Annotated in this window: 25 protein-coding genes and 1 tRNA gene; 7 read left to right on the forward strand and 19 right to left on the reverse strand. The window is 65.7% G+C overall.

Going from position 1 to position 24,818, the window contains the following annotated elements; genetic code table 11:
- Positions 1-46: 46 nt before the first annotated feature.
- On the reverse strand, positions 47-1,348 hold the full coding sequence (locus COC42_RS16935) for an SLC13 family permease (protein WP_096344591.1): 1,302 nt from the start codon (positions 1,346-1,348) through the stop codon (positions 47-49).
- A 474-nt stretch (positions 1,349-1,822) separates the two neighbouring features.
- Between COC42_RS16935 and COC42_RS17545 the strand changes: the two genes are divergently transcribed.
- Together COC42_RS17545 and COC42_RS16945 are read left to right on the forward strand one after the other, a co-directional pair.
- Positions 1,823-2,365 (forward strand): hypothetical protein, encoded by a 543-nt coding sequence (locus COC42_RS17545; RefSeq protein ID WP_141395884.1) that lies wholly within the window; start codon positions 1,823-1,825, stop codon positions 2,363-2,365.
- A gap of 99 nt (positions 2,366-2,464) precedes the next feature.
- On the forward strand, positions 2,465-2,638 hold the full coding sequence (locus COC42_RS16945) for a DUF1328 domain-containing protein (protein WP_096344592.1): 174 nt from the start codon (positions 2,465-2,467) through the stop codon (positions 2,636-2,638).
- A 101-nt stretch (positions 2,639-2,739) separates the two neighbouring features.
- Here COC42_RS16945 and arsH read toward each other — a convergent pair whose 3' ends face one another.
- The 5 genes from arsH to COC42_RS16970 are packed head-to-tail and all read right to left on the reverse strand — an operon-like array spanning position 2,740 to position 6,103.
- Positions 2,740-3,486: an arsenical resistance protein ArsH gene (arsH, locus tag COC42_RS16950; RefSeq protein WP_096344529.1), complete on the reverse strand. Its 747-nt coding sequence runs from the start codon at positions 3,484-3,486 to the stop codon at positions 2,740-2,742.
- A complete protein-coding gene (locus tag COC42_RS16955) occupies positions 3,486-4,772 on the reverse strand; it encodes an arsenic transporter (protein ID WP_096344530.1) in 1,287 nt (428 codons plus the stop codon). The genes arsH and COC42_RS16955 overlap by 1 nt, the downstream gene beginning before the upstream one ends.
- Positions 4,772-5,200 carry an arsenate reductase (glutaredoxin) gene (arsC, locus tag COC42_RS16960; RefSeq protein ID WP_096344531.1) on the reverse strand — a complete coding sequence of 143 codons (429 nt, stop codon included), beginning with the start codon at positions 5,198-5,200 and terminating at the stop codon, positions 4,772-4,774. The genes COC42_RS16955 and arsC overlap by 1 nt, the downstream gene beginning before the upstream one ends.
- Positions 5,201-5,237: 37 nt before the next feature.
- Positions 5,238-5,753 carry an arsenate reductase ArsC gene (locus COC42_RS16965; protein WP_096344532.1) on the reverse strand — a complete coding sequence of 172 codons (516 nt, stop codon included), beginning with the start codon at positions 5,751-5,753 and terminating at the stop codon, positions 5,238-5,240.
- Positions 5,750-6,103, reverse strand: coding sequence for an ArsR/SmtB family transcription factor (locus tag COC42_RS16970; RefSeq protein ID WP_096344533.1), 354 nt, complete (start codon positions 6,101-6,103; stop codon positions 5,750-5,752). Before COC42_RS16970 ends, COC42_RS16965 begins: the two co-directional genes overlap by 4 nt.
- Before the next feature lie 127 nt (positions 6,104-6,230).
- Here COC42_RS16970 and COC42_RS16975 point away from each other — a divergent pair, with 127 nt between their 5' ends.
- Positions 6,231-6,761, forward strand: coding sequence for a TetR/AcrR family transcriptional regulator (locus COC42_RS16975; protein ID WP_176484729.1), 531 nt, complete (start codon positions 6,231-6,233; stop codon positions 6,759-6,761).
- A 41-nt stretch (positions 6,762-6,802) separates the two neighbouring features.
- Here the strand turns inward: COC42_RS16975 and COC42_RS16980 are convergent, their stop codons facing one another.
- Complete coding sequence (locus COC42_RS16980) at positions 6,803-7,321, reverse strand: hypothetical protein (RefSeq protein WP_096344535.1); 519 nt, start codon at positions 7,319-7,321, stop codon at positions 6,803-6,805.
- A 385-nt stretch (positions 7,322-7,706) separates the two neighbouring features.
- Here COC42_RS16980 and COC42_RS16985 point away from each other — a divergent pair, with 385 nt between their 5' ends.
- Positions 7,707-8,693, forward strand: coding sequence for an aldo/keto reductase (locus COC42_RS16985; RefSeq protein WP_096344536.1), 987 nt, complete (start codon positions 7,707-7,709; stop codon positions 8,691-8,693).
- 77 nt (positions 8,694-8,770) lie between these two features.
- Positions 8,771-9,583, forward strand: a complete 813-nt coding sequence (locus tag COC42_RS16990) for an NIPSNAP family protein (RefSeq protein ID WP_096344537.1) — start codon at positions 8,771-8,773, stop codon at positions 9,581-9,583.
- A 114-nt stretch (positions 9,584-9,697) separates the two neighbouring features.
- Here the strand turns inward: COC42_RS16990 and COC42_RS16995 are convergent, their stop codons facing one another.
- Complete coding sequence (locus COC42_RS16995; RefSeq protein ID WP_096344538.1) at positions 9,698-11,569, reverse strand: M61 family metallopeptidase; 1,872 nt, start codon at positions 11,567-11,569, stop codon at positions 9,698-9,700.
- A complete protein-coding gene (locus tag COC42_RS18245) occupies positions 11,566-11,805 on the reverse strand; it encodes a DUF6894 family protein (RefSeq protein WP_096344539.1) in 240 nt (79 codons plus the stop codon). The genes COC42_RS16995 and COC42_RS18245 overlap by 4 nt, the downstream gene beginning before the upstream one ends.
- A 195-nt stretch (positions 11,806-12,000) precedes the next feature.
- Here COC42_RS18245 and COC42_RS17005 point away from each other — a divergent pair, with 195 nt between their 5' ends.
- Complete coding sequence (locus COC42_RS17005) at positions 12,001-12,696, forward strand: Crp/Fnr family transcriptional regulator (protein ID WP_245844344.1); 696 nt, start codon at positions 12,001-12,003, stop codon at positions 12,694-12,696.
- Between the two features lie 22 nt (positions 12,697-12,718).
- Here the strand turns inward: COC42_RS17005 and COC42_RS17010 are convergent, their stop codons facing one another.
- The 8 genes from COC42_RS17010 to COC42_RS17045 all read right to left on the reverse strand — a co-directional run bounded on the left by COC42_RS17010 (position 12,719) and on the right by COC42_RS17045 (position 21,726).
- Complete coding sequence (locus COC42_RS17010) at positions 12,719-13,714, reverse strand: lactonase family protein (protein ID WP_176484730.1); 996 nt, start codon at positions 13,712-13,714, stop codon at positions 12,719-12,721.
- 58 nt (positions 13,715-13,772) lie between these two features.
- Positions 13,773-15,179 (reverse strand): NAD(P)/FAD-dependent oxidoreductase, encoded by a 1,407-nt coding sequence (locus COC42_RS17015; protein ID WP_096344542.1) that lies wholly within the window; start codon positions 15,177-15,179, stop codon positions 13,773-13,775.
- 2 nt (positions 15,180-15,181) lie between these two features.
- Positions 15,182-16,171: an alpha/beta fold hydrolase gene (locus COC42_RS17020; protein ID WP_096344543.1), complete on the reverse strand. Its 990-nt coding sequence runs from the start codon at positions 16,169-16,171 to the stop codon at positions 15,182-15,184.
- Positions 16,172-16,402: 231 nt separating this feature from the next.
- Positions 16,403-18,067 carry a cytochrome c oxidase subunit I gene (ctaD, locus tag COC42_RS17025; RefSeq protein ID WP_096344544.1) on the reverse strand — a complete coding sequence of 555 codons (1,665 nt, stop codon included), beginning with the start codon at positions 18,065-18,067 and terminating at the stop codon, positions 16,403-16,405.
- 91 nt (positions 18,068-18,158) lie between these two features.
- Complete coding sequence (locus COC42_RS17785; protein WP_096344545.1) at positions 18,159-18,938, reverse strand: hypothetical protein; 780 nt, start codon at positions 18,936-18,938, stop codon at positions 18,159-18,161.
- A 123-nt stretch (positions 18,939-19,061) separates the two neighbouring features.
- Positions 19,062-20,045, reverse strand: coding sequence for a methyltransferase (locus COC42_RS17035; RefSeq protein ID WP_096344546.1), 984 nt, complete (start codon positions 20,043-20,045; stop codon positions 19,062-19,064).
- Between the two features lie 24 nt (positions 20,046-20,069).
- A complete protein-coding gene (locus COC42_RS17040) occupies positions 20,070-20,573 on the reverse strand; it encodes a hypothetical protein (protein ID WP_096344547.1) in 504 nt (167 codons plus the stop codon).
- Between the two features lies 1 nt (position 20,574).
- Positions 20,575-21,726 carry a zinc-dependent alcohol dehydrogenase gene (locus COC42_RS17045; RefSeq protein WP_096344593.1) on the reverse strand — a complete coding sequence of 384 codons (1,152 nt, stop codon included), beginning with the start codon at positions 21,724-21,726 and terminating at the stop codon, positions 20,575-20,577.
- 879 nt (positions 21,727-22,605) lie between these two features.
- Here COC42_RS17045 and COC42_RS17050 point away from each other — a divergent pair.
- Positions 22,606-23,334 carry a phosphatase PAP2 family protein gene (locus COC42_RS17050; protein WP_217991310.1) on the forward strand — a complete coding sequence of 243 codons (729 nt, stop codon included), beginning with the start codon at positions 22,606-22,608 and terminating at the stop codon, positions 23,332-23,334.
- Here COC42_RS17050 and COC42_RS17055 read toward each other — a convergent pair.
- Together COC42_RS17055 and COC42_RS17060 are read right to left on the reverse strand one after the other, a co-directional pair.
- On the reverse strand, positions 23,286-24,224 hold the full coding sequence (locus COC42_RS17055) for a diacylglycerol/lipid kinase family protein (RefSeq protein WP_425442865.1): 939 nt from the start codon (positions 24,222-24,224) through the stop codon (positions 23,286-23,288). The genes COC42_RS17050 and COC42_RS17055 overlap by 49 nt on opposite strands.
- Positions 24,225-24,571: 347 nt before the next feature.
- A tRNA-Met gene (locus COC42_RS17060) sits at positions 24,572-24,648 on the reverse strand.
- Positions 24,649-24,818: the final 170 nt, after the last annotated feature.

Consider the following 24,818-nt stretch of genomic DNA (forward strand, 5'->3'; position numbering starts at 1 on the left):
GTCTTCAGCGGGACGGGCGGTCGGTGCGATGATCGTCGACACGCAGTCAGAACGGGAAGAACACTCTGATCGCCAGGATCGCCACGACGAAGGTAAGAAGATTGAGCGGCAGGCCGACCTTCACGAAATCGACGTAGCTGTAGCCCCCCATCTGATAGACAATGACGTTGGTTTGGTAACCGAACGGGGTGGCGAAGGCGGCACTGCCGGCCATCATCACCGCCACGAGGAACGGCCGCGGACTGACGCCAAGGCTTTCGCCCAATGCGACGGCGATCGGGGTCACCAGCACCGCCACGGTCGCATTCGATAACAGTTCGGTCAGCACCATCGTCAGGGCATAGAGGACGATCAGCGCCGTCAGCGGTCCGACGTGGCGCATCGACCCCACCAGGGCGTCGGTGGCATCGGCGGCGAGGCCGCTTTCCTCCATGGCGATGCCGATCACGACCATGCCCGCGATCAGAATGAGGATCTGGGGGCGCAAGCCGCCATAGGCCTCGTCGGGACTGATGACGCGCAGCAGGATGAGCAACACGGCACCCGCAAAGGCCGACGCCGCGATCGGCACGATGCCGCCCGCTGCCAGCGCGATCGCGCCGACGAACACGGCCGAAGCGATCATGGCCTTGACCGGCTGAAAGGGGCGCGGTTCGGCAAACAGGCTGGCGTTGCCGATCTGCGCACCGGGAACGTCGATTTCAGACGGTGCGGCATCCGGCGCGGGGCGCGTCATCGATTTGCCCATCAGCTTGCCGCTGAACAGGAACAGGTACAGCGCGCCCGCCAACGCCATCGGCAGGCCGACGGGCGTGATCTCGAACATGCCGAAGCGCGGCTGCCCGGCGACCCGTGCCATGTCGTCGACGAGGAGGTTGGTGGACGTGCCGATCAGCGTGCAGCAACCCGTAAGCACCGTCAGATAGGACAACGGCATCAGATAACGCTTCGGCGGCAGGCCGAGCGTCTTGGCGACATCGCGAACGACGGGCGCGCCCAGAACGACGATCGGGGTGCTGTTCAGGAAGCTCGAAAGCAGCCCGATCGCCCCGAGCATCAGCCAGATGCCGGTCGCGCCGAGCCGCCGGCACATCGCGACTGCCAATTCGATCGCTCGATCGAGCAACCCGGACAGTTCGAGCGCGTAGGCGATCACGAACAGCGACGCGAGTGCGATGATTGCGGGGCTCGCGAAGGCGCCCTGCACCTCCACCGGCCGAACCACGCCCGTCATCAACAGCACCGCCGCACCGGTCAGCGCGACGACGTCCGCACGAACCTTGTCCCAGATCAGTGCCCCAACCACGGCGACGAGCACCACTAGCGTCAAAACTTGTTCGATTGTCACCGCGACAGGATGGCGCATTCCGGCTGCATGGCCAAGCGGCGCACCGGTCAGGCCGCGGAAATCCCTTTCCTCCAACCTTTGGAACAGGCGTGGAGATTTGCTATCGCTAAGGTCATGCAGGAGCCGAGCGTACGAAAGAGCCGTCTGACGCTTGCCGCCCTCTTGGCCGCTGTCGCGGTGATTGGCGGAAGCGGTTTTCTGATCGGGCGAGCCAGTGTCGATCCCGAGCCGCCAGCGCCAAAATCCGTGCCGACAGTCATCGCGCCGGCGCTTCCGACGCCCACGGCAGACGACGACCCTCGCGACGACGTGCTGGGTCGCCGCGACCTGATCGCGCTTGCGGGACTGGCGGCCGACGCGGTGGCGGCGGGAACGCGCGTTCCCGCCGATGTGGGAGAGGCCGTGGGCCGGCGCTTTCGCCTTGATCTGCCGTTCGGATGCGACGGCCCAACTTCGGCCGAGAGCAACGCGCCGATGGGATGGCGATACGATGCGGAGCAAAAAACCTTGCGGGTCAGCGTCCGACCGGTCGTCTGGCAGCCCGGCGATTGGTCAACGCGCCCGGCAACGACGGAGGCTGACGAGCGCGATGATGCGGAAGCGGTCGAAGGTTACTGGGTACCTCGACCCTGGACGAGCAGCGAGACGTGCCCGCCGCGGCGGCAGGCAACCATTACCGGTGCGGAGGCAGTAACGCTCCCTGGCCAGACCCTGGCGCTCGCGCAGTTCTTTGATGCTTCAGATTCGCGTCAGGCGAGACGCGGCGACAAGCCGTTTGAGAGCGTCACGCGCGTCGCCCCGGAGGATGTCCAAGCGGAGCGTGGCTTTCACCTGCGAATCAGCGGGCGTGTCGCGGAGACGCCGGATGGCTCGCCGATCGCCTGTCGACAGCCCGCCGGATCGGAGCAGCGCCCGATATGCGTCATCGCGGTGAAGATCGACGAAGTGGCCATCATCAATCCTGTGCGCGAGGAGACGCTGGCGACCTGGACCACTGCTCAGCCCGAAGCGCGCTGAAGACAGCATCGATCCCCACTTGGATTAGGAAGTTCGAGGGGAACCTTCGTATCGACCATCGGTATCCCTAGTCAGCTAACTGATTGAATGGGGATTTTTATGCTGAAAGGCGCCGCGCTTTTCGCAATTATCGCATTGGTTCTGGCCGTATTGGGCTTCGGCGGGATCGCCGGTTTTGCGTGGGACATCGCCCAGATCCTGTTCTGGATTGCGGTTGCGATTGCTGTCCTGCTGGGTGTGCTGGGACTGACGATCTACAAGAAGGTAACCTGACGCAAAGTCGCCGACGACATCGACTGCGAACACCGCGACGCAAGGTTAGGCACGACCCGTCTTGGGCTCGGCGCAAGCCTGACCGGATGACCGAAGGCGGGTCAGGATTGCCGAGCGGTTGCGATGCTCGACAGGTCCGTCGCCGGATCGATCGGCAGTCCGGCTTCCTTTCGCTCGGAGTAGCGGTCGACAAGCTGGGCGGTGTGCGGACGCAGGAGCACTGTAAAGCGCACCAGCTCCTCCATCACGTCGACGATCCGGTCGTAATAGCTCGACGGCGTCATGCGACCGAAATGGTCGAACTCGTTGAACGCCTTCGCGACCGATGACTGGTTGGGAATCGTGAACATCCGCATCCAGCGACCCAGGACGCGCAGCGTATTGACGCTGTTGAACGACTGCAAACCGGCCGACACCTGCATGACAGCGAGCGTGCGTCCCTGCGTCGGACGCATCCCGCCCATCGACAGCGGCAAGTGATCGATTTGCAGCTTCATGATGCCGGTAATCTGCCCGTGACGTTCAGGGCTGCACCACACCTGCCCCTCCGACCACATCGAGTGTTCGCGCAGCTCATGCACGGCCGGATGATCGTCGCCGGGATACTGGTCCGGCAGCGGCAGGGTGGACGGGTCGAAAATGCGCGTCTCGCAGCCGAAGAAGCGCAGCAACCGCGCCGCCTCTTCGATACACAGCCGCGAATAGGATCGTTCCCGAAGCGACCCGTAGAGGAGCAGGATACGCGGGGGCGGATCGCCGGCCCCCAGGCCCAGGGCGGGACGTTCAAACACATAGCGCCGGTCAAGCGCGGGCAGATGATCGGGGTCGGCAATGTCGCGAAGAGGCATCAGGCAAGTCCGATCCGCAGCGCGAGCGCTGCCAGCGTTACAAGCAGGACGGGCACGGTCAGCGTGATCCCGACCCGAAAATAATAGCCCCAACCGATCCGAACGCCCTTTTGCCCGAGTACGTGCAGCCATAGCAGCGTCGCGAGCGAGCCGATCGGGGTGATCTTGGGGCCGAGGTCGCAGCCGATCACATTGGCGTAGATCATCGCGTCCTTCACCGCACCGGTCGCCTCAGTGGCTTCGATCGAAAGTGCGCCCACCAGAACGGTCGGCATGTTGTTCATGACCGACGACAAAAGGGCGGCGATGATCCCGGTGCCGAAGGCGGCGCCCCAGACGCCGCCTTGCGCTGTGCGGTCGAGCACGGCGGCGAGCTGATCGGTAAGCCCGGCGTTCCTGAGGCCATAAACGACAAGATACATGCCGAGCGAGAAGATCACGACCTGCCACGGCGCGCCCCTGACCACCCTGCCCGTCTGGATCACCTGGCCGCGTGCCGCCACCACGAGCAGCAACGCGGCACCGGTCGCCGCAACGACGCTCACCGGTACGCCGAGCGGTTCGAGCAGGAAGAAGCCCGCGAGCAGCAGCGCGAGCACGACCCAGCCAGCGCGGAACGTGGCGCGGTCGCGGATCGCAGCACCCGGCGCTTGCAAGGCCGCCACGTCGTAGCGGCCGGGAATGTCGCGTCGGAAGAACAGCAAGAGCGCGGCCAGCGTCGCCGCGATCGACACGAGATCTACGGGCACCATGACCGCGGCATATTCGCCGAAGCCGATCCCGAAGAAGTCGGCGGACACGATGTTGACGAGGTTCGAGACGACCAGCGGCAGGCTGGCGGTATCGGCGATGAACCCCGCCGCCATGACGAAGGCCAGCGTTGACTTGGGGCCATAGCCGAGCGCGCGCAGCATCGCGATGACGATGGGCGTAAGGATCAGCGCCGCCCCGTCATTGGCAAACAGCGCGGATACCGCCGCGCCCAGGAGAACTACGAGCGCGAAGAGCCAAACGCCGCTTCCCCTGCCCCAGCGTGCGACGTGCAGCGCCGCCCATTCGAAGAAGCCGGCTTCGTCGAGGATCAGGCTGATGATGATGATCGCCACGAACGCGGCGGTCGCGTTCCAGACGATGTTCCAGACCACCGGCACGTCGCCGAGCGAGACGACACCGAGCAGCAGGGCCACGATCGCGCCGCCCATCGCGCTCCAGCCGATACCCAGACCGCGCGGTTGCCAGATGACGAGCGTGATCGTCACGGCGAAGATTGCGAGCGCAGATAGCATCAGGCGACGCGCGCGCCGGTATCGTCGATCACCCGCTCGCCATCCTCCTTCGCGAACGCGCCGCGCTGGGGCGCGGGCAGCAGGTCGAGCACCACCTCCGAAGGCCGGCAGAGCTTCACGCCCAGCGGCGAGACAACCAGCGGACGATTGATGAGGATCGGATGCGCCATCATCGCGTCCACCAGGGCTTCGTCGGACAGCGATGCGTCGCCAAGCCCGAGTTCGGCATAGGGCGTGCCCTTTTCGCGCAGCAGTGCGCGGGGCGTGATCCCGGCGCGCTCGATCAGCTCGACGAGCAGCGCGCGGGCGGGCGGCGTCTTCAGATACTCGACGACATGCGGTTCGATCCCGGCATTGCGGATCAGGCCGAGCGTGTTGCGTGACGTGCCACACGCCGGATTATGGTAGATGACGATATCAGCGGACATGGATTTCGGCCTTTCACGTCGAGAGATCGGCGGCCGGTCAGGCCGCGTCGTCGGCTTGGTCGTGGATGGCCTGTAGCCGCTGCCGGACAGCCATCGCCGGCACCTCGCGATCCAGGATCGGCAGCTCGACCAGTTTGCTGAAGCGCCGGACAAGCGCATCGTGCGCGGCCTCGAACGCCGTATCGACCGTCGCCTCGTCGCCGGTCACGGCCGCCGGATCGGGCAGACCCCAATGCGCCTTGATCGGATGCCCCGGCCAGACGGGGCAGACCTCGCCGGCCGCATTGTCGCAGACCGTGACCACCACGTCGATTTCCGGCGCATCCGGCCCGCTGAACTCGTCCCAGCTCTTCGATCGCAGGCCCTCGGTCGAATAGCCGTGCCGCGCGAGCAGCCGCAGCGCGCCGGGGTGTACCGCGCCTTTCGGCTGAGAGCCGGCTGAGTATCCACGAAAGCAACCTTCACCGAGCCGGTTGACGATCGCTTCGCCCAGGATCGAGCGGGCACTATTGCCGGTGCAGAGCACCAGCACGTTGACGGGCCGCACGCTCATGCGTTGCCCGTCGCGGCGCAGCGGGCGCGCAGCGCCAGATCGGCCAGTGGCGCACAGATCTCGGGCGAGCCGCCACAGCAATCCTGCATCAGATAATCCAGAAGCTCGGTCATTTGCTCATAGCGCGCCGTGTAGATGACAGAGCGCCCCTCGCGGCGGCTATCGACCAGACCAGCATGCGAAAGGATGTTGAGGTTCGCGGAGAGCGTGTTCGCCGGGATCTCGAGCCGGCGAGCGATCTCACCGGCTGCAATCCCCTCACGTCCCGCCTGAACCAGCATTCGGAAGGTGATGAGGCGCCCCGCATGAGCGAGAGCCGAAAGAGCGGAAACTGCCGATCTTATTTCCATGATTCGGCTATATCGGAATTGTCGGATTGTTCAATGCGCCCGTCGCCGCTGTGCATTCCAGCGGTCAATCGCGCCGCATCGTCGTAATGTCGCCCGTGCGTCCCGCGGCTATCTCCTGCTCGCGACTTTGTCTGGTCGCTGTCGACAGCGGACAGTCGTACAGATCCTGCGAAACGGCGATGGCGCGGCCCCGATCGAGCGCATTTGCGAGGCGGCGGGCGTCACCCGCGCCACCTTCTACCGCCACTTCGCCGATCGGCCCACGCTGCACATGGCGGTGCTCGAATACGAGCTGGCGGAAATGGAGCGGATGCTCGCCCATCCCGACACGCCGCCCCTCGCCTTCCTGCGCGCGCTGATTGACATGATCATGGTCTATGACCGCTACCTGATGGCGCTGCCCACCCTGCCCGAGTTTGCCCAGTCGGAGGCCAGCACCGCCAAGATCCTCGCGACGATCGCCCCGCCGCTCGAACGCGCCGAGGCGCTGGGGCTGATCCGCGCGGCGATCACACCGGACGACGTGCTCGTCGCCTGCCGCATGGCCGGTTCGGACTGGCGGCTGGACCACGGCCAATCGCGCGGCGAGACGCTCGAGCGGCGGCTTTCGCTGATCCTCCACGGGCTGGGGCTGACGGCACCTTGCGCCGATAGGTAACGGGCTTGGCCCGGCTCGCTCGAGACCGGGCCAGACTCGGGTCAGATCGTCGCGCGCGACCGCGAGGCGTTGTGTCCGCCATTGCGGTAGAGGATGTCCTCGACGGCCTGGTCGGTCCCGCCGCTCGCGGGCACCGTCACTACCGCACCGCCGCTCTTCAGCCGATCGCCATAATAGCTGGCATCTTCCTCGCTGACGCCGTGCTTGGTGAGCGTTTCGTTGAGCGTGCCACCGAGCGCCCCCACGACGGCGCCGATGCCGACGGCTTCGGGCACCGCCGAGGCGGCGATGGCGCCGGCGGCGGCCAACGGCCCGACGCCCGGGATCGCTAGCGCCGCGACGCCCAGCCCCGCGCCCAGCGCGCCGCCGCCGAGGATGCCGCGAAGCACGTTGCGGTGATGCTCGTCGGTGATCTCGCCGTCGCCCGACCGTGCGGTGGTGGTGTTTCCGTGATGCGCGATCACCGAAAGCTCGCTGTCCTGGATGCCGAGCGAGCGGAGCTCGGACACGGCCCGTTCGGCCTCTGCATGGCTGTCGAAATACGCGGATACCTTGGTCATTGCACATCCTCTTCCGGGTGCCGCCGAACGCGGACGTACCAGCAACAGAAGGCATTCCCTGCCGTTCCCGATCGTTCACCTTTATCAGGAACCCAAGCACGCAGGACGTCAACGCTCGTGCCTCGGGTCGTGTCGGGACACTCCCCGATCAAGTACAGCCATAAAGGCCTTTCACGGGAAGACCGTCGGCAAGCCGAGGCCTCTGGCCGCAACCGTTGGCGTTCAGTCTCAGCAAAGCTTACTTTGACCCGCTCGATGGCTTCGCTGCTTCAGCCGCCCGGCTGATCTGGCCCGCGCCGTCAGTCCGGCTCGACAATGGCGCCGGGCCGCGCCAGATGGCGGCATCGCCGCCTGAGATTAGCGGCCCAAGGGAGATGGCATCGGCATGGAACAGCGTCCTTTCGGCCGAACGGGAACGAACGTATCGGCGATCGGCTTCGGCGCCTGGGCGATCGGCGGGAGCTGGGGCGAGGTCGGCGAGGACGCAGCCCGCACTGCGCTTCATGCCGCGCTCGACGCGGGCATGACGTTCATCGATACGGCGGATGTCTATGGCGATGGCCGCTCCGAGCAGCGGATCCGCGCGGTCCTGTCCGAGCGGGATGGCCCGCGCCCTTTCGTCGCGACCAAGGCCGGGCGCCGCCTCTCGCCGCACGTCGCGGATGGCTATACCGCCGACAATCTGCGGCGCTTCGTCGATCGGAGCCGGGCCAATCTCGGCGTCGACACCCTCGATCTCGTCCAGCTGCACTGCCCGCCCACCGATGTCTATTATCGGCCGGACGTCTTCGCGGCGCTCGATCGCCTGGTCGAGCAAGGCGCGATCGCGCGCTATGGCGTCTCGGTCGAGAAGGTCGAGGAGGGGCTGAAGGCGATGGCGTATCCGGGCGTCGCCTCGGTCCAGATCATCTACAACCTCTTCCGACAGCGTCCGGCGGACCTGTTCCTGGACGAAGCCAAGCGCCGCGGCGTTGCGGTGATCGCGCGTGTGCCGCTGGCGAGCGGTCTGCTGACAGGCAAGATGCGCGCGGACACCCGGTTCGCGGAAGACGATCATCGCGCCTTCAACCGCCACGGCGAGGCGTTCGATGTCGGCGAAACCTTTGCCGGGGTTCCTTATGAAGTCGCACTGGATGCGGTTGAGGCATTGAGGCCGCTGGTCCCGAACGATGCGACGATGGCGGCGTTCGCCCTCCGCTGGATCCTCATGAACGATGCGGTGTCGGTGGTGATCCCGGGCGCCAAGACCGCGGAACAGGCGAATGCGAACGCCGCAGCCGCGAATCTTGAGCCATTGTCCTCCGACGTCATGAAGGCAGCCAAGGCGATCTACGATGAGCGCATTGCTCCCTTTGTGCATCAGCGCTGGTGAGGCTCTGATCGCGCCACCAACCGGTTATTTCGTGGAACCATATTCTCTCGAACACGCGATCGCCGCGGGGGGCTGTCATGATGAATAAGATCGACCGGCGTTCGATGCTCGCGAGCGCGGCGAGCGGCGGTGCTGCACTTGCTGCCGGCGCGGTCCAGGCGCAGCCGGGCGACGCGGTCGCGGCCCGCGAAATTTACGAGCTGAGAAGCTATCGTCTGGTCAACGGGCCGATGCGAGCGCGCCTCGACACCTATCTTCGCGAGGCCTTCATTCCCGCGGCGCGGCGCGCGGGTTGCGGCCCGATCGGTGCATTCACGGTGGCCATCGGGCCGGGCAGTCCGAGCGTCCATGTGCTCGTTCCTCACCGCTCGATCGAAGACTTCGTCGGCTTGCCCGCAAAGCTTTTAACCGATGCGACCTACGCAAAGGCCGGCGAAGCCTTTCTGAGCACGCCGCCCGAGGCGCCACCCTATGCGTCGCTCGACGTCAAGCTGATGCGCGCCTTCCCCCGCTTCTCACGCATCGAAGTGCCGCGGGGGGCCCTTGGCAATCAGGCCCGCATCTTCGAACTGAGGACCTATTTCAGCCATAGCGACCGGGCGGGCGCGACCAAGATCGAGATGTTCGACACCGGCGGCGAGATCGAGATCTTTCGGCGGAACGGACTGACGCCCGTTTTCTTCGCACAGGATCTCACGGGGCATCGCCTGCCGAGCCTCACCTATCTCCTGACGTTCCCCGATCACGCGGCACGCGACCGAAGCTGGCGCGCCTTCGGCAATGATCCGGCATGGCGCAAGCTGATCGCAACGCCGGGTCTGACCGATCCGGAGATCACCACGGGCATCGACAACCAAATCCTCGTCCCGACGACCTATTCGCAGCTTTGATCGCTGCTCGGCCGAAATTGCCCCGTCGCGCCTGACGTCACGACGTGCCGCTGGCTTTCGCAGCGTGCGGCGCATCGTTGCCGCTTGTTTGGCCGACATTGTGCGGACCGTTGGTCAGCGGGACCCCCGGGACGCGAGAACTGCGTCGAGCAGCCGGGGCGCATCGCCGATCGGATCCAACCATGGATATCGGGGTCCTCCGCAGTAATCGATCGTGACCGTTCGGGACCTGCTCTTGTTCTCCATCGCAAGCGCAATTTGCTGCCGCGCCTCGACCGCCTCCTTCAGCGTCTCGATCGAGAATTGCATGCCGCCCACGCCGACGATCGACCATCCACTGGTGAGCGCTGCAGTGAACGCCGGGCTTTCCCAAAGTACGTCAACGATCCGACCTGCTCGATCGACCTTCAGCCCGAGCGAAAAGGTGAGATCGGCAACGCCCGACAGCTGCTCCAGATTAGCCATGTAGTCAGTTGGTCGCTCGCGATAGACGAGGCGATAACCGCCTCGTTCAATGCCATCGAGCGGTGGCCCCTGATGCGTTCCGCACACATGGTCAGTGAGAAGCGCTCGCCAGTCGAATTCCGCCTGCGCCTCGAGCGCGGCGACGACATCGTCAAACACGTAGGTCCGCGTGGACCAATCGCCAGCTTCGCCCGCCCCGAAAAAGGTGCGCGCAAAATCGTCGAGTGAGCGCTCGCCACCCGACAGGTCGCGGATGCGCGTGTCCACGTCCATCCAGAGCAGCGAGCCTTCGGAATAATAATCCTCGCTTCGCTGCCAGCTCGGCCAGGGAAGCGGCGCCCGGGCGGCGATGATGGGATCGCGCGTCGTGTCGCTCATCGGTCGCCAGCGGCTACCCGCGCGCACGTCTTGGATCGCGGCCGTCACCGCCAGTGCGGCCAGTGCCTGCTCGCGCGTCCAGAGGCCCGAACGCGCGCAAAGCACGCGGTCCCAATATTGGGTCTGCCCCTCATAGACCCACATCAGGCTGTTACGGATCGGCTGGTCGAAGCTGGTCGTCGCCGAGTCCGACCCGCGCAAATGCTTGCCGTTCCATCTATGGATGAACTCGTGCGGCAGCGTGTCGCGGCGAGAGAAGACGGCGTCCCAATCGCGAAAATAGCCGGGGACGGAAATCGCCTCGCAGCAGCGATGATGCTCTACGCCGTTGCTGTCGAGTTCGTCGGTGAGCGCGAGCAGCATCGTGTACCGATCGAAGTGCCGCTTGCCGAACAGGCGGTCGGCCTGTTCGACAAGCGCGCGATGCGGCGCGAGACCATCGGGAGTGATCGCGAGCAGGTCCTCGCTGTCCGCCGCGACCAACAGCTCGACCGCTGCATCCTCGTCGAGGATGCAGCGCCGCGTATGCCTGCCCGCGAGCACCGGTGAGTCAACCAGCACGTCGAGCGACACTGCCTCGAAGCACAGCGTACTACACCGATCCGCGACACCTCTAAGCGCGCACCCGTACGCCCAGCCAACGGGCAACCTAAGCCTAGGCGCCACCTCGATCGAGCTGGCGTGATGGCCCGCTGGATAGAGGATGACGGTGTTCCACTGAAGCATCAGCATCGCCGAGCCGACCACGACCCTGCCCTGCGACGGATCGGTGGGCGACAGGAACTGGAACCCGGCGACGATCTCGGTCACGCCGGCAGGCACGTCGACCATGAAGGCATGTACGTTGACCGGGTGGCGCGTCCAGCGCAGCTTCGTATCGTCTGCGGTAAAGGTCAGCCCTGCGAGCAACTCGATCGGCGCCTGCGGCGAATGGTAACCCGGCAGCCATTCGGGAAAAAGCAGCACCATCGGTCCGGCGCACACCACCGGGATGGTCTCGCGCACGTCGAAAATACGGCGCTCAACGTCCGTGACATCGACATGCAGGCCGATGCGTCCCGGAAAGGGTCTATCGGCCGGTGCAGGGATCGAGGTAAGCGCGGCGTCGGACCAGAGGCTGCAGGGGCCGGGCAAATCGCTCATCCAACCGCGCGAGCGACGTCAGCGAGCGCGAGGCTGGCGACCGGCCGATGGCATTCGTCCTCGATATCGAGATGCGCGCGAAGTGGACCTTCCGTCCGCGACGGTCGCCGTGGAAGCAGGGCTCGCGCCTGACGCTGGCCTTCAGCCAATGCCGCATAAAGGTCTGGCAGATCCCGGTTCTGAACCAGATGAGGAATGCTGTCGGCGGTGCGAACGCGAAAATAGTATACAGGCATAGATCGTCAATGCGACCGGTATACGTACGTTTCGACTTTTGAACGCACTTTAAACCGAAAATGGGCAGCGGTTCTCAATTCCACTTGAGTGACTTACCTTTGTTTAATTCCTTACGCACGTTATGTTGATTGGCGTTGGGTCGCGACGCGGCGCCGGCTAGGTCTACGGGGATGATCGATCATCACCTAGCCAAGTTGAGAGCCCGCTCCGTCCTGTCCCGCGAAGAGGAGGAAGCGATCCGATCGAGTGTTGCGCGGATCGAGGATTATCCTGCGGACCGGATCGTCGTGCCCTCGCACCGGTCGCTGGATCACAGTACCCTCCTCCTCGACGGTATCATGTGCCGGTCGAAGGCGCTGTTGAACGGTGAACGGCAGATCACCGAGCTTCATGTCGCGGGCGACTTCGCCGACCTGCACAGCTTCACGCTCAAATATCTCGATCACGAGGTGTTGACGTTGACGCGCTGCCGGGCGGCGATCGTGCCGCACGAGGCGCTCCGCGCGATCACCGAGCGATTTCCGGGCTTGGCGCGCATCTACTGGTTCGCCACCAACCTCGATGCCGCAATCCAGCGCGAATGGGCGGTTTCGCTTGGCCGGCGTCCCGCGCGCGCGCGGCTCGCGGCGCTGTTCTGCGAGCTTCAGGTGCGGCTGGAAATCGTGGGGCTGACGGAGGGGCCGTACTTCGACCTGCCGCTCACGCAGACCGATCTCGCCGAGTGCATGGGCCTCACCAATGTACATGTGAACCGGACACTGCGTGACCTGAAACAGGAGGGCCTCCTCGCCTTCCGCAGCGGGCGCGCGCATGTGATCGATCGCGACCGGCTGCGATCGGTGGCTGAGTTCGACCCGGCCTATCTCTATCTTGGCCGAGAGGCTCGGTAGCAGCATCAGCGCGGTTCCGCGCTTACGCGGCGACGATGAAGACCGCGCCTGCAATGTCGAGCCGACCGGGCTGGCGCGCGAGCGTGCCGTCGTCTTTGATCGAGAAGCGCGTCACGCCGCCCTGCTCCTCATGCGCGACAAGCATCTCGCGCGCTGCCTCGTCGAGGTGAAAGAAGCGCGGGGACGCACCGCCGCTCGGCACGTGCTGAAGCGGCGACAGCCGAGCGCCCTCGATCGCAAAGACCCCGATGCTGTCATGCCCGCGATTGGTGACGTACAGCCGATCGCCCGCGGCGTTGATCCCGAGATGTCCGCCCAGGCTTTCGCCCGAGGTACCGGGCGGCAGTGTCGAAAGCCGTTGCCGCTCCCCAAACGTCGCCCCCTCGATGCTTAGAACCGTCACGGTGCTGGCAAGTTCGCTAATCAAATAGGCAATGGCGCTGCGCGGATGAAAGACGAGGTGCCGCAGCCCGCTGCCACCCGGGGCGGTAAAGGCGACGCTCGGCCTGCCGAGGTCTGCGGGGTCCAGCGCGATGATCCGGTCGGTCCCGAGATCGACGACAAAGAGCCGACCGTCGGGACCGAAGCACACGCAATGGATGTGCGGCGCCTCCTGTCGGTGTGGGTCCGGCCCGTGGCCTGAAGCCCGCCAGAGCACCGGCTCGCCGCGCGGCAGTCCGGTCTGCGGGTCGAGCGTGAAAAGAGCGACGCTCCCGCTGGCGTAATGCGCGACCGCGAGCCGACGTTCGTTGGCGTCGAGCGCCATGTAGCAAGGTGCCTCGCCGCCTGCCGCGACCCGCGCGCACAGCGCTAGTTGCGCATCGCGTCGGAACACGCCAATCGCCCCACCTTGTTCATCAACGAGGTAGAGCAGCGTACGCCGCCGCGACCTCACGCCGAACGAAACATTCTGCACGGCCGGGATCGGCGCGCCCATTTCGTACCCGCTGGCGCGTATAAGCGGCGTGAGCCCCGCCCCGCCGCGCGTGGCATAGGTTCCGACCCAGAATGCCGGCATCGGTCGTCCGATGCGTTGCGCTGCCGGCGTCATGCAGGGCGCACCTCCGCCCGGTCGATCATCGCCATGACGCCTCGGCCGACCGCGTGGAAGATCCGGCGGAGTCACCCGCCGCTGCCGCCGCATCGACCGTGGGCCGCGCCGCCAAGGCGCCTCCCAATGGCGTTGTCGAGGGGTGGGTAATCAATCGGGCGCGGCGGCCGAACGTCACATAGTCCCATAGCCAGTTGAACGTCACCGCGATCCGGCTCCGCGCGCCGATCAGGAAATAGACATGGACCAATCCCCAGAACAGCCAGCCGATCAGGCCGGTCAGCTTGATCCGCCCGAGATCGACAACGGCGGCCTTGCGCCCGATGGTCGCAAGATTGCCCTCGTGGCGATAGACGAAGCGTGTCTGTGTGACGCGGCCGCCGATCCGCGCGGCGATCAACTCGCCGGCGAACCGGCCCATCTGCTTTGCGGCTGGAGCGATGCCGGGAACGGGACGACCGTCTGCCCCAAGAACCGCTGCGGTGTCGCCGATAACGAAGATGTCGGGATGGTCCGGCAGGGTGAGGTCGGCATTGACGCGCACGCGGCCGGCGCGATCGTGCTCCGCCTTCAGCCAGTCGGCCGCCGCAGAGGCTGCGACCCCCGCCGCCCAGACGATCGCGCCGGCCACGATCGTCGCGTCGCCAACCTTCACCACGCCGTCTTCGATCGCGGTTACCCGTGCTCCTGTCCGCACCTCGACGCCGCGCTTCTCCAGCGCGCGGCGCGTATAGTCGCCAAGCTCTTCCGGGAAGGCAGCCAGCAGTCTCGGCGCCGCTTCGATGAGGATAATCCGTGCCGCCGCGGGGTCGATGTTTCGGAAATCGCGCGCAAGCGCATGTTGCGCCATGTCCGCGATCGCCCCGGCCATCTCGACGCCGGTCGGACCGCCGCCGATGACGACGAAGGTAGACAGAGCACATTTCTCGTCGGCATCAGTCGTGATCTCCGCGTGCTCGAAGGCGAGGAGGATCCTGCGCCTGATTTCGATGGCATCTTCGATCCGCTTGAGCCCAGGGGCATGGCGCGCCCATTCGTCCCGACCGAAATAAGCATGGGTTGCGCCTGTCGCGACGACGAGATGATCGTAGGGGAAGATGCCACCGTCGGTCTGCACGACCGATTGCGCGGTATCGATCCCCGTCACCTCGGCCGTCAGGACGGTCGCGTTGCGCTGGCTGGCGAGCAGCGAGCGGATCGGCCACGCAACGTCCGCCGGGTTCAACGTGGCGGACGCGACCTGATACAGCAACGGCTGAAAACAATGGTGGTTCTGTCGATCGATCAGCGTGATCGACGCCCGCGTGCGGGTGAGCGCACGCGCTGCCGCCAGTCCGCCAAAGCCACCCCCGATGATGACGATACGCGGCGGCTGTCCGTCTTCGAGTGACGCAGCGCGTCCGGCGCGCTTGTCCTCATCCGACGGCGGCATGCTCAAACACTGCCCTCCGCAATGCACCGCGCGACCGCCTGCGTGTGAACATGATGCAACATATGCCCGGCGCCTGCGAGTTCGCCCCCCGCCGCGGCCGGAAGCGAGGCGTGGAAGCGCCGCGACTGGCCATGCTGATCGACCAGCTTGTCGCCCTCACCCCACAGAACAGCGATCGGCAGCGCCAGTTCGGCATATCGTTTTGCCAGTCGGGCAGCGGCGATCGGCATCTGGCCGCTGTCCGCGCCGGTCGCGCGCAGCTGGCTCGGTCGCATCATCAAGCCGAAAGGCATGTTGTCGCGAAATGCCTGCGGTACCTTGGCCGGCGAAAAGATGGCCTTGTTGCCGAGCGGTCCAAATAGGCGCGCCTGGATCGGTGCCCAGCTGCTGGCGATCATGTCGCCGACGATCGGCATCCCCGTAAGCCCCGTCGGGATCATGTCTGCTCGAGGTGTCGGATAGTAATAGCCTGATGCGAGGACCAGGCGAGAAACAGCGTCCGGGTGGTCGAGCGCCCAGGCGAGCGCGACCAGCGTGCCCCAGCTGTGACCGAACACGACCGGCCGCTCGATTCCCAGCGCAGCGAGCGCGCGAACGAGCAACCGCGCCTGCCGCTCGGGCGTCCAGAGCTGCCCCCTCGGCCGATCGCTGTACCCGTATCCGGGCCGGTCAAAGACGATGACGCGGTTTGTCCGCTTGAGCGCATCGACGAGCCCGCTGGTGATGAAGTCCTGAACCAGCGAGCCGCTGCCGTGAAGAAGGACGACCGGCGGCCCCGTTCCGCCGTCGAGTGCGTGGACACGAACGCCGTCGATGTCGATCAGTCGTCCGATCGGCGGATGACGACGCTCGGCTCGCCGGGCCGCCAGGTGATTGAATACGCTGGTGGCGGCTAGCGCGCCGAGAGCTGTCGCCGCCGCGATGCCGTAACCATTGCCGGGCGGCGACGCCCCGTCCCGCCGATCTCTAGCCTGCCGATCATCGTCCGTCATCGTCTCGCTCCTCTTGAGGGCGTCAACGCACGGCCGGCGGGTCGGCAGCCCGGGAATCGTCCTGATTGATGTTGGGCTTTCTGTTGCGAGCTTCCTTGGGCGGCCTCGAAGACGCTTCAGTGCCGGTCGGGGAGAGGTCGGCAGGGATGCTCCGGCTCGAACCTACCTGCCGACCGCCTGCGCGCACGCGGCTCGGGACGAATGACGCCGCTCGCGGCGGTGTACTCTTGGTCAGCCGATCCGAGGCAGCGTCTCGAACTGGTGATAGGGGGGCGGGCTGGACAGCGTCCATTCGAGCGTCGTCGCCCCCTCCCCCCACGGATTGTCGGGTGCGCGGGCACCGCGCAGCAGCGACCAGGCAATGTTGACGAAGAACACCGCCAGCCCCGCAACCGCCACCAGATAGCCGATGCTGGCGATGTGATTGTAGCCGGCAAAGGCGTCGGGATAGTCGACGATCCGCCGCGGCATCCCCTGCAGCCCCAGAAAATGCATCGGGAAAAAGACGAGGTTCACGCCGACGAAGAAGATCCAGAAATGGAGCTTCCCCAACCATTCTGAATACATGCGGCCCGACATTTTGGGGAACCAGTAATAGAAGCCGGCGAAGATACCAAAGACCGCGCCCAGCGACAGCACGTAGTGAAAATGGGCGACGACATAATAGGTGTCGTGCATATAGATATCGACGCCCCCGTTCGCGAGGACGACGCCGGTCACGCCGCCCAGCGTGAACAGGAAGATGAAGCCGCACGCCCACAGCATCGGCGTCTTGAACTCGATCGTGCCGCCCCACATCGTCGCGATCCAGCTGAACACCTTGATACCCGTCGGCACCGCAATGATCATCGTCGCCGCGGTGAAGTACATCGAGGTGTTCACACTGAGGCCGGTCGCGAACATGTGATGCGCCCACACGACGAAGCCGACAACGCCGATCGCCACCATCGCGTAGGCCATGCCGAGATAGCCGAACACCGGCTTGCGGCTGAACGTCGCCACCACCTGACTGACCATGCCGAAGCCGGGCAGGATCATGATGTAGACCTCCGGATGGCCGAAGAACCAGAACAGGTGCTGGTAAAGCACCGGATCGCCGCCGCCCGCCGGATCGAAGAAGGTGGTGCCGAAATTGCGGTCCGTCAGCAGCATCGTGATCGCCGCCGCCAGCACCGGCAGCGACAGGACAAGCAGGAACGATGTCACCAGCATCGCCCAAACGAACAGCGGCATCTTGTGCAGCGTCATGCCGGGCGCGCGCATGTTGAGGATCGTCGTGATGAAGTTGATGGCCCCCAGGATCGAACTCGCCCCCGCGAGATGGAGCGCGAGGATCGCCATGTCGATCGCCGCGCCGGGCGAGCCATAGGTGGAGAGCGGCGGATACATCGTCCAGCCGACTGCGGTGCTGGCGTTCATGTGCCCCGGCACGAAGAGCGCGGCGATCATGAGGACGAAGGCGACCGCCAGCAGCCAGAAGCTGACATTGTTCATGCGGGGAAACGCCATGTCGGGCGCACCGATCATGATCGGCACGAACCAGTTGCCGAACCCGCCGATCATCGCCGGCATGACGGTGAAGAAGATCATCACCAGTCCGTGGACGGTGACGACGACATTGTAGAGCTGATGCGCGCTGCCCGCCGGGTCGCCGCCGGTCACGTCGGCATAGAGGTGGAGATACTGGATGCCCGGCTGCGCCAGCTCGGCGCGGATGATGCCCGAGAACAACCCGCCCACCGTCCCCGCGATCACCGCGAAGATCAGGTAGAGCGTGCCGATATCCTTGTGGTTGGTCGACATGAACCAGCGCGCGAAGAAGCGCGGGCGGTGATCGGCCTCATGATCGTCGTTGGCGTCGGTGAAGGCGCTCACATGCGCGGCGGCGTCGGTCATGCCTCGGCTCCTGAAGGGGTGGTCCAATGCTGACCCCATCGCCCCCGCCCCCGCGCCTAAGCAGGTTGGCAACCCATCAAAGATCAATCACTTAAGGTTCGCGCGACGGCGCATTCTCGGTCTCGCCGACCGATTGCTCGCCCAACTGGCCGGTGCCGTGATAGGCCTGCTCGGTCTGGCCGCCATGGCCAAGCCAGTGGTCCGGGCCGTTGCCGCTCTCCTCCTTGCCGGTGTGCGGGTTGTCATAGGCGCCGCCCTGCGACTCGCCGGGCTGATCGTCGCCGCGCCGACTGGTCACTTCGCCGTTCTCGTCGGCGGGGTTCGGCCGGGTGCCGGTGCCATCGGCCTGCATCTTCTGCTTGTCGGTCATGCGTGGGGGCTCCTCATGCTCAAGTGCGGAAAAGGCGGGCGGGTCGCTCGCCGGAAAGGATTCGTCGCCGGCCTGATCGACGCGGTCCCAGCGATTGCCATCATCGTCGCGCATGAAGGCGGGACCGGCATTCCGGGTCGGCGGCGACGGCGGCACGGGCTGGCGCTCGGGCTCGGGCTCGGGGGCGGGTCGCCGCAGCATCCAGGCGAAGGCGACCGCGGCCGCCGCGAGAGCGATCAGATAGACGCCGCTCCCCCGGGCGTCCGCCCGCCGAGGTCGCGGCGGCGCCTTCTCTTCGGGCGCCATTGCCTCCGCAAAGGCGATGCCCGAATGCTCCTCGACGACGACATCGCGCTCGCCCGTATCCACTGTTCTGCGCTGCCCGGGCCTCGCCACGCCCGGATCGACGGTGCGCTCGCCGCGCATCCCCTCGGTACCCTGCGCCTGCTTGTCGCGATTGCTGCCCGCCTCTGGCGGCATGCCGGTCCGTCGGTCGCCCATGATCGATGCTCCTGAAGCCTGGACAGACAACCCGGTGCACAAGCAGATGTTCGACGACCGGACGCCTTTATTTGAATGACTTAAGTGAGGATTTCGCAAATGGTCGGCGTCGCGCCGCGCCTCTCATCCATTTGCGTCGGCTAGCGTCAGTGTGCGCTCGATCGTCAGCCCGACCGCAGCGATGCGATCGAGCGCTGCGTAGTCGGGACTGACGAGTTCGTCGCCATAGATGTCCGGATCGAGCAGGCGATAGTCGAGCGAATAGCCGACCGCCGGCAGCTCTCCGCGCAGGGCATCGTGGACGACGTCGCGCCCCCCGACGATCGACACGCCCGTATGCATCACCAGCCGGCCGCCAGGAGCCAGCAGCGGCAGCGCCGCCAGCGCCCAGTCGACGCTCAGCCGACCGCCATAGAGATCGCCGCCGTCGCGATAGGCACGCCGCGCAGCGTCGATCATGAAGGGCGGATGCATGACGATGAGGTCGAACGGCCCCTCGAGGTCGTCGGGACGCTCGACCCGCAGCGCGACATGCTCGACCCCGGCATGGTCGGCATTGACCGAGGCTAGCGCCAGCGCCCTGGGGTTAAGGTCGGCCAGTGTGAGGTGCGCGGTGCCGTGATGGACCGCCGCGGTGATCCCGCCGACGCCGGCACCCGCGCCATAGTCGAGGATACGCGCGGCCCGCGGCAGATCGGCCATGCTGCGCAGGATATAGTCGGCGAAGCGGTGGCTGTCGGGTCCCAGAAACACCGCATCCTGCGCCTCGGTCGGATAGGCCGAGTGGACGAACAGATTGTCGAACACGCGCGACACGCGCACCGCCGATCGGACACGCCCGTCGCCCAGCTGTTCAAGCAGGCCCGCGCGATCGAGGAAGGCGGCGATCCGCCCCGCGGCCGATCCACTGACGGGCAGGCTCCAGCCGAGCAGATCCTCGACGCCCTCGTCGACCTTCCGGCTTGCGCGTCCCATTACCCTGGCCTGGGTGGCGGGTGTCGGCGCGAGGAAGTCATAGCCCGTCGCGTCCAGATGGGCGAGCAGGTCGAGCAGCGCGGCGTGCCTGGCGCTCGGCGACAGGACGGCAAATAGCGATTGGGTTTGCATAAGCCTCGTTCCGGGTTCGAGCGTTCAGACGCGGCGTCGCCGGATTGCCGCCGCGATCACGGCGGCCGCGGCGCCCGCCACCGCAATCTTCCGAAAAAGACCGCCGCGATTGTGCGCCCACTCGGCGCGGGCGCCCATTTCGGCGGGAATGTTCGGGATGCGGGCCTTCGCCAGGTCGTCTGCAACGCCCTCGATGACATTCACGCGGTCGGCGCCCATTAGGAGCAACCAGTGCAGCCAGCTGGACTCGCTCCAGCGGAACGCGGCACGCCGGACGACACCGCTCAGGCCGCGCGGCGGCACCGCGGTGCCGAAGACGGCCGGGCGGCGGGCATATTCGATCGACTGGAGGATCTTGACCTCGGTGCGTTGCAACGCCGGTCGCGGCCAGTGCGGGCCGGGGTCGCCGGCGCGGTCGCGCATCGGCCAGGTGGGATCGTTGTCGGGCTCGGCATCGACTCCCCAGCCGAGCACCTCGGCCGGGACGATGCGGTTCGGGGCGGCGGGACGGCGAGCGGGAACGGCCATGTCAGCGCCCCCCATTGGGGATCAGCACGGGCTTGATGCACCCGTCGAGCTTGGCGGCGAACAGGTGATAGGCATCAGCCACCTCCTCCAGCGGCACGCGGTGGGTGATCATCGCCTTGGGATCGATCCGCCCCTCGCGCACATGCTCGATGAGCCGTGGGAGCAGGCGCTTCACCGATGCCTGGTTGGCGCGGATCGTCAGCCCCTTGTTCAGTACGTTGCCGATCGGGACCATGTTGCCGGTCGGACCATAGACGCCGACGATCGAGACGATCCCGCCCTTCTTGACCGAATTGATCGCCCAGTGGAGCGCGATCGCCGATCCCGCCTCGGCCTTCAGCTTGACCCCGAACAGCGTGTGGAGCGCATTGCCCTTGGCATCGCCGCCTACGGCATCGATCGCGACGTCGGCGCCGAGCCCGTCGGTGGTCTTCTTCATGAAGACGACGACATCGTCGACTTCCCTGAAGTTGTAGACTTCGGCCGGACCATATTGCCGCACGAAGTCGAGGCGATAGTCGAGATGGTCGAAGACGATGACCCGCCCCGCCCCGAACAGCCACGCACAGCGCGCCGCCATGATCCCGATCGGCCCCGCGCCGAAGATGACGACGGTGTCGCCGCGCTGGATGCCCGCCATCTCCGCCGCTTGATAGCCGGTCGGCACCACGTCGGTCAGCAGCACCGCATCGTCGGCATCCATCCAGTCGGGGATCTTTACCGGGCCGACATCGGCATAGGGCACACGGACATATTCGGCCTGTCCGCCGTCATAGCCGCCGGCGGTATGCGAATAGCCGTAGATGCCGCCGACCGCGGTGGCCGCTGGATTGGCCTCGTGGCAATTGCCGTACAGGCCCTGCCGGCAGAAATGACATTGCCCGCACGCGATGTTGAAGGGGACGAGTACCGTGTCGCCGGCCTTCAGGTTCTCCACTTCGGCGCCAACTTCCTCGATGACGCCGCAGAACTCGTGCCCGAACGTCATGCCGACGCGCGTGTCGGGCACCATCCCGTGATAGAGGTGCAGGTCCGATCCACAGATGCACGATCGTGTCACCCGAACGATCGCGTCGCGCGGATGCTCGACCCGCGGCATCGGCTTGTCGGTGGTGCGGACCCGATAAGGGCCGCGGTAATCCATCGCCAGCATGAGCATCCTCCTCTCAGGAAGACGCAAATACATCCGTTATGTTTCAAATACTTAGATCGTTTATGATGGCAAATCCAGTTTATACATCAGAGTTAAAGCGCCCGACTCTTTATAAGGCAGGACTACGACGGAACTGCCCGGCGACTGGCAAACCCGACACCTTGAACCGCGCCGTGTGCGCCGGAGGCTTCAACTCCTGAGAAGGTCGAGCCTGTCTGAGCAAGACGATGAACAAGTTTGCGCTGGAATCCCGCGAGCGGGCGGTGCGGATGGTGGCCGATCACGAGCACGATCATTCCACCCGCCGGGATGCTGGATTGAAGCTAGTGGCCCACTTGATCGTCACGCCGGGTGGGCTGAGGAGTTTTCGGTGACTGGCCTTGCTGTAGCGGAGAGGTAAATTGCCCCCGCGGCGTGAGCTGCGGGGGGCGGCTGGGTGTGTTGGTTGCGGGGACAGGATTTGGCCGCTGCAGAACGCTTCCGGATCGCTACCCCTATCAGACAAAATGCACGAAGCTCGCGGCCATGATCGATCGACCCGCCTAAACCCATTGCCGCCCCCCCCCAAACGCCGGAATGGCCGCGAAGCCCGACCACGGCTCAAGGACAAGTTGTCGGCGCGGACCGGCATTCCGCTGACGATACTGGACCGGACGTGAACGAAGCGCATCCGGGGCAATCTCTTCAGTCACATGAAGGGCGAGCTTGCGATGACGGTCATCGGCATGGTCGCCAAATTCGACGGTCCGGCGCCGCCGGCCGCACCGCCGCGGATCGTACCGGGAACGTCGCGGACCGCGCCTTTGTCGCCTTGGAACACATCCGCCGTTCCAGATTTCGGACCTGATCGATCGCGAGCTGCAGCCAAGGGAAGCGCCATTGAATCGCACCGCCAACCGCATTTGGGCCCATCGGCTGGACACCCGCATTCTCGTGACCCTTCTGATCGTCACCGCTGGGCTTTTCGCCTTTGCGTATGTCGCGTCGGAAGTGGTCGAGGGCGAACCCCTGGCGATCGACCGCTGGTTGCTGCTGCGGTTTCGAAGCGTGGCGGATCCTGCATTGTCGATCGGCCCTTCCTGGTTGTCGCGGGCGATGCTCGACCTGACGGCGCTCGGCGGCGGGACCGTGCTGACGCTCGTGACCATCTTCGTGGCTGGTTATCTCGCAGCGCGTCGCAAGCTCGCGCTGGCGATGTTCGTCGCCGCGTCGATCGCCGGGGGTGGCATCGCATCGGCGCTGCTCAAGCTGGCGTTTGCGCGCGCGCGCCCGGACGTGGTTCCCCATCTCGTCGAGGTAAGCTCGGCGAGTTTCCCGAGCGGTCACGCGATGAATTCGGCGATGGTCTATCTGACCGGGGCGGTGCTGCTCGCGAGCGCCGAACCGAGCCGCCGCGTCCGCGCGTTCCTGATCGTCGCCGCGCTGCTGCTGACCTTCGCGATCGGCTTTTCGCGCGTTTTCCTCGGCGTCCACTTCCCCACCGACGTGATGGCGGGCTGGGCAGTGGGGATCGCTTGGGCCGTCGCGGCGTCTTGGGTGGCCGCGAACCTGCAGCGTCGTCACGCCATCGAGGGGGCGGAGGGTACGACGACGTCGACCGCCGCCTGAGCCACGCGGATCGTGACCGGCGTTCGCGCCAGGCATTCGCCGTCGATCGAAATCTTCTGCCTCGGCCGCGTCCGCAGTCGCAGCTCGCGCCCACGAAACTCGATCGTGTTGGCGCTTCTCGACTTCAGCCGAACGACCTTGGCATACCAGTCGAAGGCGAGCCGCCACAGGCTGCGTCCTGTCACCGCCTGAATGACAAGGTCGCCGCTGTCGACGTCGGTCGTCTCGATCAATTCAACGCCGCCATGAAAGCGGCCGTTGAAGATGCGGACCTCGCTTGCCCAGGTCCGGTGCTCGCCCTTGGCGTCCTCGACCGTCAGGCGGAACGGGCGAAAGCGCGTCAGGCACCAAATCGCCCAGCCTAGATAGCCGAACCGCCCGAGATAGCGCTTCAGCTTGTGCGGCACGGTGTCGCCGATCATCGGCGACAGCCCGAGCGCGGCGGCGTTCACGAAATAATGATCCTCGATCCTGCCCAGGTCGATGCGTCGCAGCTGCCCCGCCGCGATCGTTTCGACAGCGCCGTCAAGATCGAGCGGCAGCGCGAGCGTTCGCGCGAAACTGTTGGCGGTGCCGAGCGGCAGGACCGCGAACACGCAATCGGTGCCGGCGACATGGCGAACGAGCCGCGCCAGCGAGCCGTCGCCGCCGCCGATCACGACCATCGGCGCACCGCTCCGAACGGCCCCCGCGACAATCGCGTCGAGCTTGCCGGGATCCTTTACAGCATGAGCGGCGGTGAGCGTGATGCCCGCCGCCTCCAATTTCTGCTTGGCCGCGCTGCACAGCGCCTCACCCTTCCGGGAATGAGCATTGACGATCAGCACCGCCACCTTGGGCACGGGCCGATTTGATCGTTCCAATCCGATCGGCTTCGAAACGTCACCCACACCCTGCACTCCGCTCTAATTTCATCGCCTTTAGGCCAGCCGCGCCTGTTGGGCCAACGCCGTGCTTTCGAGGTCGAGCCATAGGCAATGAGCTCGCCGGACGAATGCATATCGTGGGACCGCATACCATCTTGGGCAGTACCGAGCGCCTAAGCCGGCAGACGAGGCTGAGGGTAGCCGAAGCGAGGCGCAGGAGATCATCCGCAGCCTAATCGACGCGGTGGTGGTGACGCCGGTGGACGGCCTCCGCCATGCCGAGGTGAAGGCGATCTGGCGACGATGCTTGTGCTGGCGTCGCAAACGAAAGGCCCCGAACGCTGATGCGTTCGAGACTGAACAAGTCAAGTTGGTTGCGGGGACAGGATTTGAACCTGTGACCTTCAGGTTATGAGCCTGACGAGCTACCGGGCTGCTCCACCCCGCGCCAATTCGGGAACGGCGGCGTTGGCGGTACGGGCCGGAGCCGTGAGGCTCCGCAAGGCCGACTGGCCGCCGCGGCTTATGCCGCGATAGCCAAAGCTGCGAATGCAGCTGCCGGCGCCTGAGGCCAACGAACAAAGTGAATGGGTTTTCCCTGTCGAACGTTCACCGTCT

It is taken from the genome of Sphingomonas spermidinifaciens (assembly GCF_002351485.1).
GTDB lineage: Bacteria > Pseudomonadota > Alphaproteobacteria > Sphingomonadales > Sphingomonadaceae > Sphingomonas > Sphingomonas spermidinifaciens.